Below are 16467 nucleotides of genomic sequence, written 5' to 3'. Positions count from 1 at the left end.
CGACGCCGATGCCGAAACCAGCATAAAGGGAGCTACACCTTGGCGCGCCAGCCGCAATCCAGAGCTGCCGCACGATCTCGACGCGACTTTATCAAAGGTATCGGCGCATTCCAGCCGAGGCCGGTCTTCCGCTCTCGGCCCGAAGCGGACGTTCGAAGTCCTCTGACCTTTCGGGGCCGACAAGCCGTTGATGCCAGTCAGCCATCCCGCACGTTCTCTTATCGCATCGTGGGCTTCCGTCATCGCGTCACTATTCGGCGCTACGCCTTCGAGGCGGCATCATCTGCTGGCGACAAGCACCCCTGCCCCGACCATCAAAGCTCCAGCGCCACGGTTGAGGATGCCGATCTTTTTCGGATCGGCCAGTGCCGTTTTCGCTTTAGAGCCGATGAGCACATGTCCTCCGACCACGACCACCTCTATCAGGGCTATGACCGCCAGCAGTTCCACGGTGTCGGGGATGGTCAGTGGCCGGATGCCCAAGACGCCCGGCAGTAGCGCCAGATAGAAAATCGGCATTTTGGGATTGGAGATATTGAGAAGAAAACCCGTAATGAACAGGCGGATCAGGCCGCCCCTCATCACACGAGGTTTGATGTTCGGCTTCGAACGCCACATCGTGACCCCTGTGTAAATCAGGTAGATAGCGCCGACATATTGGATCAAACGTAGATTTTCGTTCATGTATTGAGCAATGGCGTTGAAACCGATGGCCGCGAAGATGACGAACAGGAAGATGCTGCAAACGACGCCGACCCCATAGGCGACGCCGTGCGCCGGGCCGCTGGACACGGTCTTCGACAGGATCGCCAGGTTGTCAGGGCCAGGGCTTGCTGCGAATACGAAGAAAGCCAAGCTAAACGTCAGAACTGTTTGTAGGTCCATCATGCGCTCCTTTGCTCCGTTAACTCGTCGAACTTGCAATATCCGCCTTGAAAGTACTCCGCTCCTATCTGCTTGTAGCGCTCAGCGGGCGCATTATTACGTGTAAAAAATTCTATAATCAACACTTATGGTTGCGCATAAATTCGTCAGGAGGTGTGCTGAAATTAGGCAGTACGTCTGATTTATTTGCTGCTCCTGCGATCAATTGGCGGCGGGGCAAGTATGAAGCACAGGAAGCATTGACACTCCGGTGCAACGCCCGACCGACCAGAGGCGCTCTCCAATCGAAACTGTCCCAAATTAACCCATAATTTAGCATTCGCTTGCATGCGCGGACTTCGATGCTACCGTCGATGCCATCGTGGGGGATCGCGTATGACAATTGAAGAGCTGATCGATTTACAGGAAGCAGGCTCGAGGGCGCGGGTGCTCGGACTGAAGGCTCACGAGAACCCATACCTCGCGGCCCATAGGATGCCGACCGGTGATAGCGCTGCTCTGGGGGATTGGCTTGCGCGTCACGACGCGTGGAAGTTCGGTTGGGAAGCGGAGGACGCCAGCCGTGAAGGTAGAATTGTGACTCACTTCAAGGAGCTGATCTCGATTGCCAAACGAGGTGCGCTCGATGCGTGACGTTGTTAATTTTGGCTACGATGCCCGAGTTAAACGCCAAGCGTCGTGTTCGGGCGCTGGTGAAACAATGCGACATCACCCTCGAAGCAGCCCGCGATCCGTTGTTTCTCAGCAGGAAACATAGACGGCCAGCGGCTGTCATAAATTGAGTTTTTGCTGGTTACAGCCATCGTTGCTCCTTGAAGCAAACCTTACCCTTTTGTGACATAGTTCACCAATCGACCCGGGACCGCTATTTCCTTCACAACGGTCCTGCCGGCAAGCAAAGTCACCACCTCAGGCTCTGATCGAGCTGCCGCCAGCAAACCCTCCCCCAGATAGGCCGCCGCTCGGAAACGGTGACGAACCTTGCCGTTGATCTGCACCACGTACTCGCGCATCTCCTCCTCCGCCAATTCAGGATCGAAACTTGGCCATGGAACGAAAGCCAGTGTCCCTTCATGACCAAGTTTGCTCCACAACTCCTCGGCAATGTGAGGAGCGAACGGGGACGGTCGAGCGAATACTTTCAGGTTGTGCCTCTTGCAAAATCCGGCCGCTCTTCATTCGCGGCATGCATATCAGGCAAGAAACGGCCAACAAGGAGCAACAAGCGTTCACAGTCAACTTCACCTCATCAGACTGGCGTCGCCTTGGCGATTCCGGCCGCGGTTTGCCGGAGGTGGTCAAATAGCGGCATGCCCTGGGAATGCCAAAGGACGCGTCAAGCAATCACGGACGTTGCCAATACCAAAAGTTGTACTATTGTCTGTCCCGCACGAGAAAACCTGATGGTGGTTATGCCGGTAGTAACTCGACATCTCATTGATCGGGGTGACGGAGCCACGGTCGAGCTCTTTCAAGCTCAGGCCGCAACCGAAACGCCCGCAGGCGCAATCCTGTTTGTCCACGGCAACCAGGGTGGCCGTCTGCTTGGAGGGATAGAGGCGGTCGATAGCGGCGCCTTGCTTCGGTTCTGTTCTGGTTTGAATATCACTGCGGCGGCAGTCTCGCAGCCCGGTTTCGGGGCGTCAGATGGGCCTCCAGATTTCTGCGGTCCCAAAACTCAGCAGGCGATCATTGCGGCTCTCGGCTTCCTGAGGGAACAGCCTTCCGTCGACCCTAGCCGAATGGTCCTCTATGGAAACAGTCGTGGCGCCGTTGCATCGGCAATGGTTGCCACCCAGATTTCTGATCTGCGGGGAGTCATTCTCTCGGGCGGCGTCTACGATCTTGAAGTCGCTTATCACGCGAGTTCAGACGGTTTGCGGTGGGCTATCGAGAAGGAGGCGGGCCTGTCGAGAGAGGCCTTTCTGGCTCGCTCTGCGCTGCATTACGCGCCCGAAGTTCGGTCGGAGACGCTGTCGCTGCATGGAAAGCATGACGACCGTGCGCCGGTTGCCCATGCTGAACTGTTCTCAAAAGCTCTATCCAATGCAGGCGTCCCGGTGACGCTTCACATGTTTGAGTGTGGGCATCAAATTCCAAGGAGCCACGTGCAGGAAGCTCTCCGCCCCTTCCTGAAAAGGATGTTCCATCCCATCGTGACCTATCACTAAGGCGGCGCGTAGCTTCGGCTTCAGATTGCCGCCAGGAAGGTCGCAACATCCGAGCGGCTGGACAGCCTTACCTTTTGCAACGGATGCTCCTCGAAAAAACGTTGATGTGCGTCGAAGGAATTCATGTGGTTCTTCCGAAGACGGTAACCACGCGTGTATTCCAGCAATTCCTCGAACTGTTCCACGGTCCCGCCGCCGGTCTGGCCTCGTTGCAGAAGGTTTGAAATACACTCATCGTCAGAGACGTCGAGCCAAATGAGAGTTGTCACACGCGTCATCACCTGCCTGAGGATCGAACCGTAAATACCCTCCATCACCCAAGAGCTGTTGCCCGCAGCCTGGGTCACCAGTCGGTCGCGCTCATCACGCGGACGCTCTCCGGCAAAATTCGGTAGCCAATGAAGATCGTCGAGATGAACTGCTGGGATTTGCAATTTATGGGCTAGTTGCCCGGCCAGCCAGGACTTGCCACTTCCGCCATTGCCTACGATGAATATTCTGTCCATCTCTTGTCCTGCTTCAATGAGGGTAGATTGCTGATGGGCTTCAAACGTGAAGCCGATCGGTGAACTTTATTGCATCGAATCCGAGTTGAGCCCCGAAGCTTGCCTGACTGGAAGGCGAGAACGATCAGCACCGCTGATCGCCGGCAAGCGAACCTGACTGACGCATCATCGAGCCCGCGTCGCCGCCAAATTGCCGCCAGTTCGTTCAGTTCGAGAGATACTCGTGCAGGAATGCCTTCACTCTGATGAAGGACTGCTCAGCAGCAGGCGCGTTAATTCTTCCCGATGACCGAATGCCGTCTTTGCCACTGTGACGTCTGGAGCATCGAAGGCATGGTACGCACCTGGATAGATATCGAGTTCGATCGGCGGACCTTTGCCACTGATGTGAGAAACCCTCTGCCGACACCTTTCGGCTGAGCTCCAATCGTCCACGTCGCCAATGAGGATCAAAGTTGGCACCGTCGCATCGCCCTCGTGGGGAGCGCAAACCGGATAGTACCCGACTGCAGCCTCGAACTTCCGATCCATGAACTGTTCGTTGCCCTCGGTTTTCGTGGCTTCCAGCGTCGCGATGCCACCAGCGGAAAAGCCCATCAGCCCCACATGTCGGGCATCAACGAAGGTGCATGTTGATAGGAAATCGAGAGCCCCGTAGGCATCGAATACCCGGTCAGGAAGATAGCTCTCACAGGTGTTGTCGATGTTGCGGGTCGTGAAGCTGTCGACCACCAGCACGACATATCCCCATGAGGTCAACCGCTGCGGCCAGTAAGTCTTGACGTTCTCATGGATACCGCCACAACCGTGCATGACGACGATAGCCGGAAAGGGACCATCTCCCTGTGGTCGGCTTAGATATCCCAGCAAGTGCGTGACTTGGGCCTGCGGGAGACTGACACCTTGTTCCCTTGCCTTGCGTTCCAGGAATGGACTTGGCTTTACGACTGCGCTGTCGAATCGCACCAACTCGTCGGCGTGAGCCGAAGGGTCAGGCTGCACGATAGCGATGAGCAAAAGTCCGAAAACAAGCTTTGTGATTTGCATTGAGTTGCTCCGCTGGGAGACAGGCAGTTGATCAAACGCTATCCACAACCGATCATCATCTAGATGCGGAAACTTCGACGTCCATAGGCTTTAAAGCGGCGCGGCAAATAGTCGCCTTCAATGATTATCCCCAGGCGTAAGTCCGGAGCCGGGGACAGAGCTCAAGGCTAAACCTTACGAGCGACATCGGCCTTGGCCGAGCGTCGTCAGCCAAACCGTTCCACCAGGAAATCGATCACCGTCCGCAACATCGCTGTCGGCCGCCGGTTCGGCGCATAGACGAGGTGCATCGGGACGGGCTTGTAGGACCATTCCGGCAGTACCCGTTCAAGCCGTCCTTCAGTGATATCGGCGGCGAGCAGCAGTTCCGGCTGAAGCGCAATTCCCGCGCCGCTGAGTGCTGCCATGCGCAGCGCCGCTCCCTGGTTGGTCGAGAATTTTCCGGAGATCAACACATCGCGCAGTTCGCCGCCCGGCCCGACCAGGTGCCAGCGATCCTGCATGCGCCAATAGGAGTGGCCGAGGCAGAGGTGGTTCGCCAGAGCCTCCGGCGAGGCCGGCCGGCCATGGCGGGCAAGATAGTCCGGCGAGGCAGCGAGAATCCGCCGGTAGGGCGTGAGCGGGCGGGCGACCAGGCCGCTGTCGGCGAGCGGGCCGATGTGGATACCGAGCTCGAACCCCTCGCCGACGAGATCATGGACATTGTTGTCGAGCGACAGTTCGATGCTGACGTCGGGATAGGCGTTCTGGTAATCGATCAGCGCCGGCACCAGGACTTGCGTGCCGAAGCTGACCGGCGCCACCAACCGAAGCCGGCCGCGCGGCGCCGATTGCAGCTCGCTCGCCGAAGCCTCGGCCAGCGCCACTTCGGAAAGCGCGCGTTTGCAGCGCTCGTAATAGAGCTGGCCGACCTCTGTAAGCTGATGGCGCCGCGTGGTGCGATGGATCAGCTTCGCCCCGAGCCGGGTCTCGATCGTCTTGATGTGCTTGGCAACCATGGCAGGCGACACTTGCGCGATCTCCGCGGCCGCCGCGAAACTGCCATTGTCGATGACCCTGACGAACATCGCCATGCCGGCCAGCTTGTCCACGATTGCCTACCTGTTGGTTTCGAATGACGATACCAACAGCTTATTTATCAACCGACGAATTTACAACATGGTCGCCATGCCCGCGCCAAGACGACGGACATCACCAACCTGACCAAGGAAGAGACCATGCCCATTCTTCACCTGCAGATGCATCCCGGCCGCACCGACGATCAGAAACGCGCCTTCGCGCGCGAAGCAACCAAGGCCGCCGTCGAGACCCTCGCGTGCCCGCCGGAATCGCTGGAAATCCTGATAACGGAGATCGCCAAGGATTCCTGGGCGGTCGGCGGCAAGCTGAAATCCGAGGCCTGACAGACGACCCGCTATGCCGAAGGCTCGAGCTGCGGGCCGCCGCCGCCATGGTATAGGACGGGGAGCCGGCCCTCGGCTCCCTGCTGAATGTGAAGGGCGGCCGGTGATTTTACTGGCCGCCGCCACTCCACCGCACGCAAGCCTTTGGACAGCCGACCTCACCGGGGAGTTCGCTTTTGGTCCATCTGAGCCATGGCGGAGTTCGGTCCTAAGCGGACCTTTCGGTGTCGAAGGCGAAGGCTGCTTGGCGTCCTCATATCAATCGTAGAGCCAAGCGGTGGCTTGAAAGCGGACAACGCATCGGAGTGGCGAGGCGGCATGTTTGCATCAAAAGCGGATTTTACGTTGAACGTGATTGCATCTTTGATGCCTGCGCCTGTTTTTGGCCCTGTGTCCAGCGGGTCACTCGTTCGCAAGCACTGTCTTTCCAGATGCAAATTGGCGATTATAGAAAATCCGAACCGACAGAACGACGCCGGCGATCAGGACGACAACCCCAGCGACTTCGATCGGAGTTGGCCAGCGGGCATGCACGACAAGTCCGCCGATCACGCCGAAGGCAGTCTCTGAGACGATCAATTGCGCGGCCAAGGCAACCGGCAGGCTGCGGGAGGCGATATTCCAGGCCCAGACGCCGCCTACGGTGGCCAGCAGCGCGAGAGTTGTGCCCCAGACATAGAGGTTGCCGGCAGCGCTCCAGCCGAATCCCAATATAGGAAGCCGGAAGAGGTCCATCGCGGCACCGATGGGATAGAAGGCCAGCATCAAGACGCCGCCGCCCACCAGTATCAGCGCCGACCACACGCCGGAGGGCATGTCCGGCCGTGCGGCGAGTGCCGCCTGATTGGAAAGCGCGAACCAGACCCAAAGGCCCACGGCAGCAAGCGCCAGCGGCACGCCAATCCACAATGATTGCACAGAGTCCAGTCCTTCGGCCGTGAATGCCGTGCCATTGGCGAGAACAAGACCCACCAGCACCAGTGCCAGAGGCACCATGAGGGATCGCCAAGGCAATGATGCCTGACGCTGATTGCCAATGACCATCAATACGATTGGCACCAGCCCGAGAAAGGCCGGAGCGATGACTGGGCCGGCAAAGAGGGCCGCTCCGGTCACTGTCAGGAAGTAGCCGACATAGCCGACGAAGGCGAGCCAGATGGCTTGCAGGCAGTTTCGAAGAGTGAGGTGGCGCATGACACCCTTCTCGGAAAACAGAATGTAAAGCCCGACGAGTGCCGAGACGACGTGACGGATGAGGGCAAAATCAAAGGTGGAATAGTCACCGATGATGAAGGGCACGACGAAATTGAGCGAAAAGGCAAAGGCCGCAAAGAGAGCGGCCGACACGCCAACATAGAAAAGTCTGTCCATGATGTTCACCCTTTTGACGTTGCGTCACCGAGCCCTGGTCTCCGCGACGCCGAGTATGCCGTTTGGCAGTCAAGCGAAATGCTTGATCGAATGGAGAAAATTTACCGGCCACGCGCCCTGGTCGGTAGCCGGGGAAAATGAGAGCCAGCCTCTCGATACGCATCACCCGGATCATGAAACGGTGCAGAATCGCAGGGGCCGCGATGCGTGTGCAACGCTTCGAAGCGGTCATCGCTGCTTCATCGGGATGGGATTCACGCAGACGGCCGTGCCGCCTCTTCAGGAGAGCCGATTTCCCGCCGCAACTGCTCAGACCGGGCGAACTTCGGCAAGCCGCTTGACTGCATACTCGTCCCGCCAGCAGACGGCGGCTTAGCAACCAGGGATACCGCCGCCTTCATCTGTGCAGCGCACGGGAATTGTGGCATAACTGGGCCATGGCGATACATGTCTTGGCGGTCCATCGCGACACGGTCGGGACGGAACAGGCGGCGGGCGGTTCGCTTGCAGCCGCCTATTCCGTGGGGGTTTTCTGCTGGCTGCTGTCGGCCGGCGTCTATATCGCCGCGAAATGGGTCTCTTCGGAGATGCCGCCCTGGGCGCTTTGCTTCTGGCGCGTGCTGATCGCCTGGGCGATCCTGATGCCCATCGTGTACCGGCATTTCGGCGCCATGGTCGCGCTGGTGCGGGCTCGCGGCCTCGAGCTGCTCGCCATCGGCGGTGTGGGGCTTGGCGTCTGCCAGGGCCTGATTTTTGTCGGCCTTGAACATGCCGATGCCACGACCGCCGGCATCATCATCGCCCTGATCCCGATCATCACCATGATTCTTGCCCGTTTCATTCTGGCTGAGCCGATGGGACGCTGGCAGGTGATCGGATCGATCCTCGCCTTTTTCGGGATCGTGGTCATCATCGTCAAGGGCAGCCCGGCTGCGCTCTTGCGTCTCGACCTCAATCCCGGGGAGTTGTGGATCGTCGCTGGCGCGTTCTGTTTCAGCCTCTATACCGTCCTGCTCCGCCGGGCGAAATTCGATGTGAATCGCCTTGCGCTCCTGGTGCTGCTCCTCGGTGCAGCGGTGCTGACGGCGCTGCCCTTCTACCTGTTTGAGCTTGTCTCCGACGAGCGCTCGACGCTGAATGCCAGCGGCCTTATCGCGCTCGGCTATGTCGCGATCCCGGGTGGCGCGGTTATGTATTATCTCTTCAATCGCAGCATCGAGGCCCTGGGTGCGGCGCGGGCGGGCGTGCTGCTTTACATCCAGACGATCTTTATCGCCGTGCTCGCCTACCTGTTCCTCGGCGAACAGTTGCAACGCTATCATCTCGAAGGCGCGGCACTCATCGTCGCCGGCTTGCTTCTCATCATCTTGCTGAAGCCAACGACCAGAGCGGAGGCGACCAAAGCCTGAGTACGAACGCAATGGCTTTCCCAATGACCGCTTCTCAAACCTGTGCCATGTCCGCTTTCGGAAAAAGGAAACAGGTGGTTCTATGAGCAATATGGGGCGCAATGCGACCGGGTGTTGTCCCGATCCTGCGCTTGGTTTACCCAAGTCTCAATCGGGTTGATCGAGGGTGCCGCGAGTGGGATGGGAAGCACTGGAGCTGTGGGGCAAGGACGCGGTTCGCATCGAACGGCTGGCTGGCGGGGTCGCCAATGATGTCTGGAGCGTGCACATCCACGGGCAACTTGCAGTCGGTCGTCTGGGTACCAGGAGCAATGCTGATCTGGCGTGGGAGGTTGAACTCCTCCGGCACCTTGACCGTGAAGGTCTGAGCGTGCCGGTGCCGATCCCGGCAGACGACGGCCGGCTATTCGCGGATGGCCTGATGGTTATGACATACATGCATGGCGGACCACCCGAGACCGAGGGCGACTGGCGTCGTGTCGCCGAGACCCTCCGCGAACTGCATCGTTTGACGCAAGGCTGGCCGCAGCGCCCAGGGTGGCGATCCTCGACGGACCTCCTGCATGCCGAGACGGGGACGAGGATCGACCTTGCCGCGATGCCGCCAGATGGCGTCGCTCGATGCCGCGCGGCGTGGGCACGGCTTATCGGACGTGAGGCAAGCGTCGTCCACGGTAATCCCAACAACCCTGCCAACATCCGCATGACCACGGACCGCGTCGCACTGATCGACTGGGATGAGTCGCATATCGACGTCCCCGACCTTGACCTCGTCTTGCCCCATAATGCTGCCGATCTGGAAGCCGGGGCGTATGACATCGCCGCGCAAGCATCGGCCGCATGGGAAGCCGCCGTCTGTTGGGATGACGAATACGCGAAACAGCGACTTGCCGAAGTTCGAGCGGTCTAGAGCGGTTCAGCTTTTAACGGAAGCGCAGAACCGCTCTATTCTTTTGTTTTTACGCAATTCCCGGCAAAAGCGCTTCGCGCTTTGCCTGGGAAACCCGCTTCGCACTTTTCCTGGAATTGCTCTAAAGCGCGTCGCATGAAACGTGGTTCAAGCGACGTGCTTTAGCTCTTTGTTTTTATGCATGTCGTACCTCCGGAACCGCTGCACACTTCCGGGCGACATGCATCAGCGACGGCCGCTCCCGGCGCAAGCCTGACGTCGATAGGCAGGTAGCCCCTGGAAATACGGCCTAGGTTAGCATCATCGGAGGAAGGTCCGGCCGCCGCTCTCCCAGTCCCCGCGGGACGAGCGATAGAGCCGCGATCCCCGCCTCATCGGCCGCACGCAGAAGCGCTTCCCGGAATTGTTCCGGGGCAATCTTCCCGCTCAATGCGTCGACGCAGGCTTTCACGGCAGCCACATATTCCTCGCCGTCATCGCAAGGCCAGTCGTTGATCAGGAGACGCGCCGCGTCGCCCAGCGTCCATACGATCTTGCGAGATGCCGGTCCTCGCAAAGCGAATCCGACCGGCGTAAATGCTGATGATGTATTCCAGCACATTGTCCTCGACCCCTCAAGGCACGGGTACTACAGTCCCCGCGATCAATATACGCGCGTATTTTGAAATTTGGAATTGAAAACTGTCGAGAGGCACCGCTTGAACGCGAGGCTGTGGAATCAGGAAAAATGGCGCCCATGGCTTTATCTCGGAGCGCCCTGCGTTGCGTCGACAGGTGACATCCCTGGGGCGGAAAGGCCGTCCACATGATCGGAAATCATGGAAGGCGTTTTTGAACCATGCTTTCCGACGAAGCGTAGCAACTGCCACCAGTAGGGACCTTATCCAGCCAGCATACGTGCGAGCATATGTCTGATATGGTCCTGCGCGCCGTAGAAAATTGCAGCGATAGTGATCGTGCGACGACTTTCCACCGGCACGAACCAGATAGCCGCCTTATCCCGCCGAAGAAACCGGATTCCAGGGTCAATGTCGGCCCGCAATGTGCCGGTATAAGGCGTATCGACGAGACGATCGATTTCGACACGCAACTTGCGGATTCGTTCAGCGGTACGCTCCAACGCCTCGTCGGCCAAGTCTCCGAGTTCGACGTGGGACTCGAAGAGATGATCGAAAATCAGCTCAAAATCGCGTTCGGCATCCTCGGAATATTCAAGGCTCCACACGAACAGCCCGCCGCTTCCGCTCGATCATCGCCTCGACGCGGCTTTCCATTTCCGTCGTGGAAATCATCGGGCCTTTCAGACGCCGCTGGACCAATTCGCGAAGCGCTGCCGTTTCGACGGCCTCTGCCTCCGTCTTTTGGCGGAGGAGTTCCAAGCCCTGCTGAAGAACGGAACTCATGCTGGAATACCGGCCGCTTTCCACCAGCGAACGGGCAAAGGCGTCCTGCTGGTCGGTCAGCGAGATCGACGATTTGACACTCATCGGTTTATCTCCATTGAGCCGAATTTGCTACTCAGTAGCATATTTGTCGATCTGCCGGAACCCCTCCCTCTATTCGTCATGACGGTGACGACCCATAGGCCATGGTGCAGTCACGGCAAGCCAGTATACACTCAAGCGAATCCCCTTTGTCGAAAGCCATACATGCAGCGCCTGCCCCGTGCCCCCAAAGCCGTTCTGTTCGACATGGACGGTTTGATGTTCGATACCGAGGCGCTGTATCGGGATGCGACGATCACGGCTGCACGGAATGCGGGTTTCGAATTGCCTCTCTCGGCCTATCTTGAAACCATCGGTTTGCCGGCTTCCCGTGTGCGCGAACTCCTGTTGGCCCGGTTCGGCAAGGATGCCCCTCTGGAGGATCTCTGGAGGCAGGCTTCGGAACTCTTCACGCAGATGGTGCAAACGGATTTACGAACGAAGGCAGGCTTGCCGGAAATCCTATCCTTCCTCGAAGCGGCGCGGATCCCTTCGGCCATCGTCACCTCATCGGATCGGACGGCCGTCGAGGCGCATCTTTCGGCCGCCGGGCTGCAAGGCCGCCGGTTCCAAACCATTATTGCCTATGGCGATTACACGGTGGGAAAACCGGATCCCGCTCCATACCTGCTGGCCGCCGAGCGGCTCAACCTGCCCATATCGGAATGCGTTGCCCTGGAAGACTCCCGAAATGGAGTTCTCTCCGCATCAGGCGCCGGAGCGATGACCATCATGGTGCCTGATCTGGTTCAGCCGGCTCCGGATATTCCTGGCCGCTGCGCTTACATCTTGGCGGATCTTCACGCCGTTCGGGATTTGATCGCCATCTCGATGGCGGGAGCCGCCGTGGAGCCGTGAGGGAACAAAACTGCAAGCCTACACAGATGCACTCCGCACGTCATGCAGTTGACAGGTCGGGACGGTTCTTTCATCTGGAGCGCCAGATCAGGAGCCTCTCACATGACCCTTAACATACGCCCCGCGACGCCTTCAGATGCGGCAACGATCCTGCGATTCGTCCGCGAATTGGCCGACTATGAAAAGGCGATCCACGAGGTCGAGGCGACCGAGGAGAGCACGCGTGCGGCGATCTTCGGCGACGGTTCGGTCACGCATGCGCTGATCTGCGAACGCGAAGGCCAAGCGATCGGCATGGCGGTCTATTTCTTCAGCTATTCGACTTGGCAGGCGAAGAACGGCCTTTATCTGGAAGATCTCTACGTAACACCGGACGCGCGCGGCTCGGGAGCCGGCAAGGCGCTGTTGCGGCGCCTGGCACAGATCGCGCTGGAAAAGAACTGCGGCCGCTTTGAATGGAGTGTGCTCGACTGGAACGAACCTTCGATCCGCGTCTATGAGGCGATCGGCGCGGAGCCGCAGAAGGAATGGATCCGCTATCGGATGGCGGGAGAGACGCTGGCGGCGTTTGCCCGCGGCTAGAATTCTCTATTTTTTCTTGGCCTCGGCGCTTGCGTCTTGACGGACTTGCACGCCGTTCGGGATTTGATCGCCATCAGCCTGGCTGACCGCGACGCGGCCCGAACGGGACATTGCCGATAATCGACATTGTCCCATCGCGGTCGGGCGGGCGCATCATCCCGCGCAGCCGATAGTCAGCGGCACCCAGCTTTCCCCCTTCAATCTCCACCCTTCCGATCCTCACCGCAATTCTGCAGTAACCCGGAAAATCCCGCCGGCCGAAGCATCCGAGCAGACGACGAAGGTGGAGCCCTCCTGCGCCATGAAGGCGACGTTGCCGCCGGCTTCGCAGGGGGTGGCGCTCCATTGCAGGATGATGTCGCCGTTATCGGGCAGTTTTTCCGGCGGGATCTTCGCCGCACTTGCCATCCATTCGGTTGCCGACGGCAGGTGGACGGGGGCGTTCAGCTGTTTCGACAGCCAGGCGGTATAGTTCTGCGCCACGGCAAGCGGCACGTCGTCGGCCGGCTGCTGCGGATTGTCGGCATAGGCCTGGGCGGCGGTCTGATCTGAGATGGCGGTGTAATATTCCGCCATTTCGGCGCGGCTGACGGCCTTCGTCTGCATGCAGAAAGACTTGTCGATCTTCACTGCGCCATTGGCAACGCCGAGCATGCCGCCGAGTTCCTTCATCGAGGAGGTCATCAGCCGGACATTCTCCAGCGAATAACTTCCGGCCGGCACGGTTTCGAAGGCAAGGGTCGGCGAAACCGGGCAGAAGCCGCGCGCCGACAGCGCCTCGAGATCGGCGAGGATCGGCTGGTAGGCAATGATCGCGAGCTTGTAGGCCTCGGCGGTGTAGCGGTCGTCGGCCTCGCCGATCTTCGGCGCGAGGGCTGCTAGCGTCGGATCGGCCGCACCGGCGCGAGTGGCGATCGAGGCGTTGAGATCGGTGACCTTCTGCTTCAGCGCGGTGGCCTCGTCCTTCGCCGCCATGACATCGGCGATGACGGCGTCGAACAGTTTGGCGGCGTCGCCATAGCCTGAGGTCGCCGCCGGCGTCTGCCATTGCTCGGCCTTGGCCTTGGCTTCGGTCATCAGCCCGCTCGCCTTGGCGACGTCGGGGCTATCGCCGGCGCCGATGCGGTTGACGGTTTCGCGTTTGGCCGCCGCGTCCTTTTCGGCTGCGGTGAGCGCGGTGAGCGCCTTGGCGACATCGTCAAACGTCGTTTTCGACTCGTCATAGGCGCCGACGGCAGCGTGCATCTGTTTGGCGGCGGCGGCCTCGGCGGCAGTCTTCATCTTGGTATCGGCCTCGGCAAAACCCGGCGCCTTGTCGCCGCCTGCGGCAGAGGCGGCAGCTTTTGCCTTCTCGGCATTCTCCTTGGAGATGGCGATCAGCGCATTGCCGAGATTGATGGCAGCCGTCTGATAGCCCGGAAGGGCCTTGTCGTAGTCTTCGTCCTTGAGCAGCGCATCGGCCGAGGTCAGCGCCGCAGAACCGGTGTCATAGGCGAGTTTCGCCTGGTCACCGGAAGGGCGCTCCGGCGCCTTGGCGGCGATCGCCTTCTGTTTGCGGCTTTCGGCCTCCTTCTTCCAGGTGTCGACATCGGCGACGAGCTTCGGATCCGGGCGCAGCAGTTTGGGGATGGTGACGACACCGACGCCGATGCAGATCAAGAGCAGCGCTCCGATCATCGAGAGCTTGGCCAGCGTCCATTTTTTCGGCTTCGGCGGTTCCGGCTGCTGCATGCCGCCGCGCGGATCCCATGACATTGGCTGGATGCCTGTGGTCACCCGGGCATATTCGCCCAGCGCATCGGCGCCTGTGCGCGGTCGCCCGGCCGGGTCGCGGCTCAGCATCCTTTCCACAAGGTTTGCCAGACCCTCGGGAAAACCGGGGGTCAGCACATCAAGGCGGGGAAAGACGTTGGACGGATCGAGATGGATGTTCTTCCAGCTCTGCTCGCGCTGGTGCTCGTCTTCCCAGACCATGACGCTGTCGAAGACGCTGGCATAGGTCTGCCGCGGCAGGAAGAGCTTGTAGGCGATCATGCCCATGGCGTAGATATCGAGCGCCGGCGAGGCGGAGAAGGTGCCGCTGGCATAGATCTCCGGCGCCCCGAATTCCGGCACATAGGGCGGTATGATATGCTCGCCGATCTTCGAGATCAGGTGCAGGTTGCCGATCCGCACCGACAGGCCGGAATAATCCTCGGAGACATAGATGCACTGGTCGGTCAGTGCATTGTGGGCGTAACCGGCGCCGTGCAGCGTCGCCAGGCCCTCGAGGATGTGGCGGCCGATCTCGACGGCGCGCTCGTAGGCCACCATCTCCGTTTCGTCGAGGTACTGGTGCAGCGTCTTCGACGGCCGCTTCTCGACGATATAGAAATTGTCGTCTTCCGGCGACGGCGGAATAAGGTCCTCGATTTCGACGAAGCGCCGCGCCGTCAGCGATTTGGCCTCGTTGATCGAGGTCCAGACGCGCTCGAAACGCGCCTTGTCCAATTTTAGCGCTATATCGGGCGTGACGATGAAGACCGCATGGTCCATCCGCTTGTCCTGGGCGGGATAGACGATGAACTCGTTTTCATAGATCGGCTCGCCGATCGTGTAGCGGGCGATCAGATCACTTCTCATGCACGTGTCCCCCTGCATTCATTCATGAAACCGAATTCTATTCACCCGCCAGAAGCGGGTCACCGATCAGGCCTGCGGCGAGCAGCAGGCCGGTCTTCGTATCGCGAAGCGCGAAGGCAAAACGGGCATCGGCGATGACGCGAACAAGTGTCGGCTCGATGCTGCGTTCCGTGATGACAGCCGTGGCTGCCGCCGCCTCCGTGCCGTTTTCGTCAACCTTGATCATGGTCTTCTGCAGGACATGGGACAAGCGGATGTTTTCCTTGGTGAAACCCGGAAAACCCGCATCCTTGGCCTTCTCGGGCGCCACGCCCATCGCATTCAGTACCGGCATCAAATCACGCCCGTCGTTCAGGGAAAAGCGGGGCAGGAAGATTTCGCCCTTGGCGGCCTCGAATTTCTCGCCCTGAAGCCAGGAAGCGAGCGCCTTCAGATCCGTGCCGCCGACACCCTTGCCGGAGCGCGCCGCCACCACGACCATGCTGTAGCTCTCGCCGGCATAGGCAAGATCGACGGCGGTGAATTTTTCATCGGAGCGAAACCTCTGCCCGTCGCTGGCAAGATGCATCATCGGCACCGAAATCGTCGAGCCATCCGGGCGCTGAAATGGGCTTGCCGGGCTCTCCTTCTCGAAGGAGGTCTTCCAGCGCGCCTTGAAGGAGAGTGCGCCGAGGCTGACGAAGCCGCCGCCGGGCGGTGCGTCGAGGATCGACGGAATGGCGCCCCGCGTGGCGTTCTTCACCCAGCCGTTGATGTTCTCGACCGATTTCGGCCCGTCGAGATCCTCGATCGAAGGTTTGACCCGGTGACCGGCGAGCATGGGAAGCGCATCGGCAACGAGCACCAGTCTGTCGTCGAAGACGATCGCAACCGCCGTCGCCAAAGGCGCATCGGCCGCGGCCGGCTTTTCCCCCGTCATGGCGGCAAGCACCTTTTCCGGTCCCTTCACTTCGCCGGCGAAGCCGAGGCTCTTGGCGATTGCCGCCTTGCCCTCATCGGAGGCGCCGAGGCTTGCGAGACCGAGGGCGGCCGCAAGGCTTGCCGGCGACACCATGATATTGGCCGCCCCTTCCTTTGCCAGGGTGCGGTCGATGAGCTCGGCGGCAAGCCCCGCCTGGGCGGCAAGCACCGCCTTGCTGTCGCCGGTCTCGCCGGCATGGACTGGGGCAAACGCCATCAGGGAAGCGGCAAGACCGGCCAGCAGAGTGGATTTCGGCAT

Annotated in this window: 17 protein-coding genes and 2 pseudogenes; 7 read left to right on the top strand and 12 right to left on the bottom strand. The window is 60.0% G+C overall.

What is annotated here, in order from left to right; translation table 11 throughout:
• Positions 1 to 279: 279 nt before the first annotated feature.
• Positions 280 to 885 carry a LysE family translocator gene (locus FHT75_RS19555; RefSeq protein ID WP_047613357.1) on the bottom strand — a complete coding sequence of 202 codons (606 nt, stop codon included), beginning with the start codon at positions 883 to 885 and terminating at the stop codon, positions 280 to 282.
• A 375-nt stretch (positions 886 to 1260) separates the two neighbouring features.
• Here FHT75_RS19555 and FHT75_RS19550 point away from each other — a divergent pair, with 375 nt between their 5' ends.
• On the top strand, positions 1261 to 1518 hold the full coding sequence (locus FHT75_RS19550; RefSeq protein ID WP_028758724.1) for a CrpP-related protein: 258 nt from the start codon (positions 1261 to 1263) through the stop codon (positions 1516 to 1518).
• A 29-nt stretch (positions 1519 to 1547) separates the two neighbouring features.
• On the opposite strand, the gene FHT75_RS19545 is transcribed toward FHT75_RS19550, so the two are convergent.
• Together FHT75_RS19545 and FHT75_RS36285 are read right to left on the bottom strand one after the other, a co-directional pair.
• Positions 1548 to 1688 (bottom strand): GrpB family protein, encoded by a 141-nt coding sequence (locus tag FHT75_RS19545; protein WP_141677034.1) that lies wholly within the window; start codon positions 1686 to 1688, stop codon positions 1548 to 1550.
• A 21-nt stretch (positions 1689 to 1709) separates the two neighbouring features.
• Positions 1710 to 2009 (bottom strand): annotated as a pseudogene (locus FHT75_RS36285) (class I tRNA ligase family protein); the annotation flags it as partial.
• 279 nt (positions 2010 to 2288) lie between these two features.
• On the opposite strand from FHT75_RS36285, the gene FHT75_RS19535 reads away from it, so the two are divergent.
• Positions 2289 to 3056 (top strand): alpha/beta hydrolase family protein, encoded by a 768-nt coding sequence (locus tag FHT75_RS19535; RefSeq protein ID WP_183845170.1) that lies wholly within the window; start codon positions 2289 to 2291, stop codon positions 3054 to 3056.
• Between the two features lie 20 nt (positions 3057 to 3076).
• Here the strand turns inward: FHT75_RS19535 and FHT75_RS19530 are convergent, their stop codons facing one another.
• From FHT75_RS19530 to FHT75_RS19520, 3 genes and pseudogenes are all read right to left on the bottom strand, one after another.
• Positions 3077 to 3562, bottom strand: coding sequence for an AAA family ATPase (locus FHT75_RS19530; protein ID WP_183845169.1), 486 nt, complete (start codon positions 3560 to 3562; stop codon positions 3077 to 3079).
• A 205-nt stretch (positions 3563 to 3767) separates the two neighbouring features.
• A pseudogene (locus FHT75_RS19525) lies at positions 3768 to 4609 on the bottom strand (dienelactone hydrolase family protein).
• Between the two features lie 206 nt (positions 4610 to 4815).
• Entirely contained in the window at positions 4816 to 5700 is an 885-nt protein-coding gene (locus FHT75_RS19520; protein ID WP_047611887.1) for a LysR family transcriptional regulator, read from the bottom strand.
• Positions 5701 to 5742: 42 nt separating this feature from the next.
• Here FHT75_RS19520 and FHT75_RS19515 point away from each other — a divergent pair, with 42 nt between their 5' ends.
• Complete coding sequence (locus FHT75_RS19515; protein WP_097542622.1) at positions 5743 to 6012, top strand: 4-oxalocrotonate tautomerase; 270 nt, start codon at positions 5743 to 5745, stop codon at positions 6010 to 6012.
• A gap of 402 nt (positions 6013 to 6414) precedes the next feature.
• On the opposite strand, the gene FHT75_RS19510 is transcribed toward FHT75_RS19515, so the two are convergent.
• A complete protein-coding gene (locus FHT75_RS19510) occupies positions 6415 to 7383 on the bottom strand; it encodes a DMT family transporter (protein ID WP_183845168.1) in 969 nt (322 codons plus the stop codon).
• Between the two features lie 437 nt (positions 7384 to 7820).
• Between FHT75_RS19510 and FHT75_RS19505 the strand changes: the two genes are divergently transcribed.
• Together FHT75_RS19505 and FHT75_RS19500 are read left to right on the top strand one after the other, a co-directional pair.
• Positions 7821 to 8792 carry a DMT family transporter gene (locus FHT75_RS19505; protein ID WP_029868327.1) on the top strand — a complete coding sequence of 324 codons (972 nt, stop codon included), beginning with the start codon at positions 7821 to 7823 and terminating at the stop codon, positions 8790 to 8792.
• Positions 8793 to 8967: 175 nt separating this feature from the next.
• Positions 8968 to 9702 (top strand): phosphotransferase, encoded by a 735-nt coding sequence (locus tag FHT75_RS19500; RefSeq protein WP_029868328.1) that lies wholly within the window; start codon positions 8968 to 8970, stop codon positions 9700 to 9702.
• A 289-nt stretch (positions 9703 to 9991) separates the two neighbouring features.
• Here the strand turns inward: FHT75_RS19500 and FHT75_RS19495 are convergent, their stop codons facing one another.
• From FHT75_RS19495 to FHT75_RS19485, 3 genes are all read right to left on the bottom strand, one after another.
• Positions 9992 to 10303, bottom strand: coding sequence for a DUF982 domain-containing protein (locus FHT75_RS19495; protein WP_029868329.1), 312 nt, complete (start codon positions 10301 to 10303; stop codon positions 9992 to 9994).
• Positions 10304 to 10582: 279 nt separating this feature from the next.
• A complete protein-coding gene (locus FHT75_RS19490) occupies positions 10583 to 10933 on the bottom strand; it encodes a type II toxin-antitoxin system RelE/ParE family toxin (RefSeq protein ID WP_097542621.1) in 351 nt (116 codons plus the stop codon).
• Positions 10914 to 11189, bottom strand: coding sequence for a type II toxin-antitoxin system ParD family antitoxin (locus FHT75_RS19485; RefSeq protein ID WP_029868331.1), 276 nt, complete (start codon positions 11187 to 11189; stop codon positions 10914 to 10916). The genes FHT75_RS19490 and FHT75_RS19485 overlap by 20 nt, the downstream gene beginning before the upstream one ends.
• Positions 11190 to 11351: 162 nt before the next feature.
• On the opposite strand from FHT75_RS19485, the gene FHT75_RS19480 reads away from it, so the two are divergent.
• Together FHT75_RS19480 and FHT75_RS19475 are read left to right on the top strand one after the other, a co-directional pair.
• The gene (locus FHT75_RS19480) at positions 11352 to 12044 is read left to right on the top strand and encodes an HAD family hydrolase (protein ID WP_183845178.1); all 693 of its coding nucleotides are present in this window, start codon (positions 11352 to 11354) and stop codon (positions 12042 to 12044) included.
• Positions 12045 to 12146: 102 nt separating this feature from the next.
• On the top strand, positions 12147 to 12626 hold the full coding sequence (locus FHT75_RS19475) for a GNAT family N-acetyltransferase (RefSeq protein WP_029868333.1): 480 nt from the start codon (positions 12147 to 12149) through the stop codon (positions 12624 to 12626).
• A 219-nt stretch (positions 12627 to 12845) separates the two neighbouring features.
• Here the strand turns inward: FHT75_RS19475 and FHT75_RS19470 are convergent, their stop codons facing one another.
• Positions 12846 to 15248 (bottom strand): protein kinase domain-containing protein, encoded by a 2403-nt coding sequence (locus tag FHT75_RS19470; protein WP_183845167.1) that lies wholly within the window; start codon positions 15246 to 15248, stop codon positions 12846 to 12848.
• A gap of 37 nt (positions 15249 to 15285) precedes the next feature.
• Complete coding sequence (locus FHT75_RS19465; RefSeq protein ID WP_047614524.1) at positions 15286 to 16467, bottom strand: serpin family protein; 1182 nt, start codon at positions 16465 to 16467, stop codon at positions 15286 to 15288.

The sequence above is a fragment of the Rhizobium sp. BK112 genome (assembly GCF_014193215.1).
Classification (GTDB): domain Bacteria; phylum Pseudomonadota; class Alphaproteobacteria; order Rhizobiales; family Rhizobiaceae; genus Rhizobium; species Rhizobium anhuiense.
Note: the sequence above shows the minus strand (reverse complement) of the source record. Positions and strands in the feature narration are given on the sequence as shown.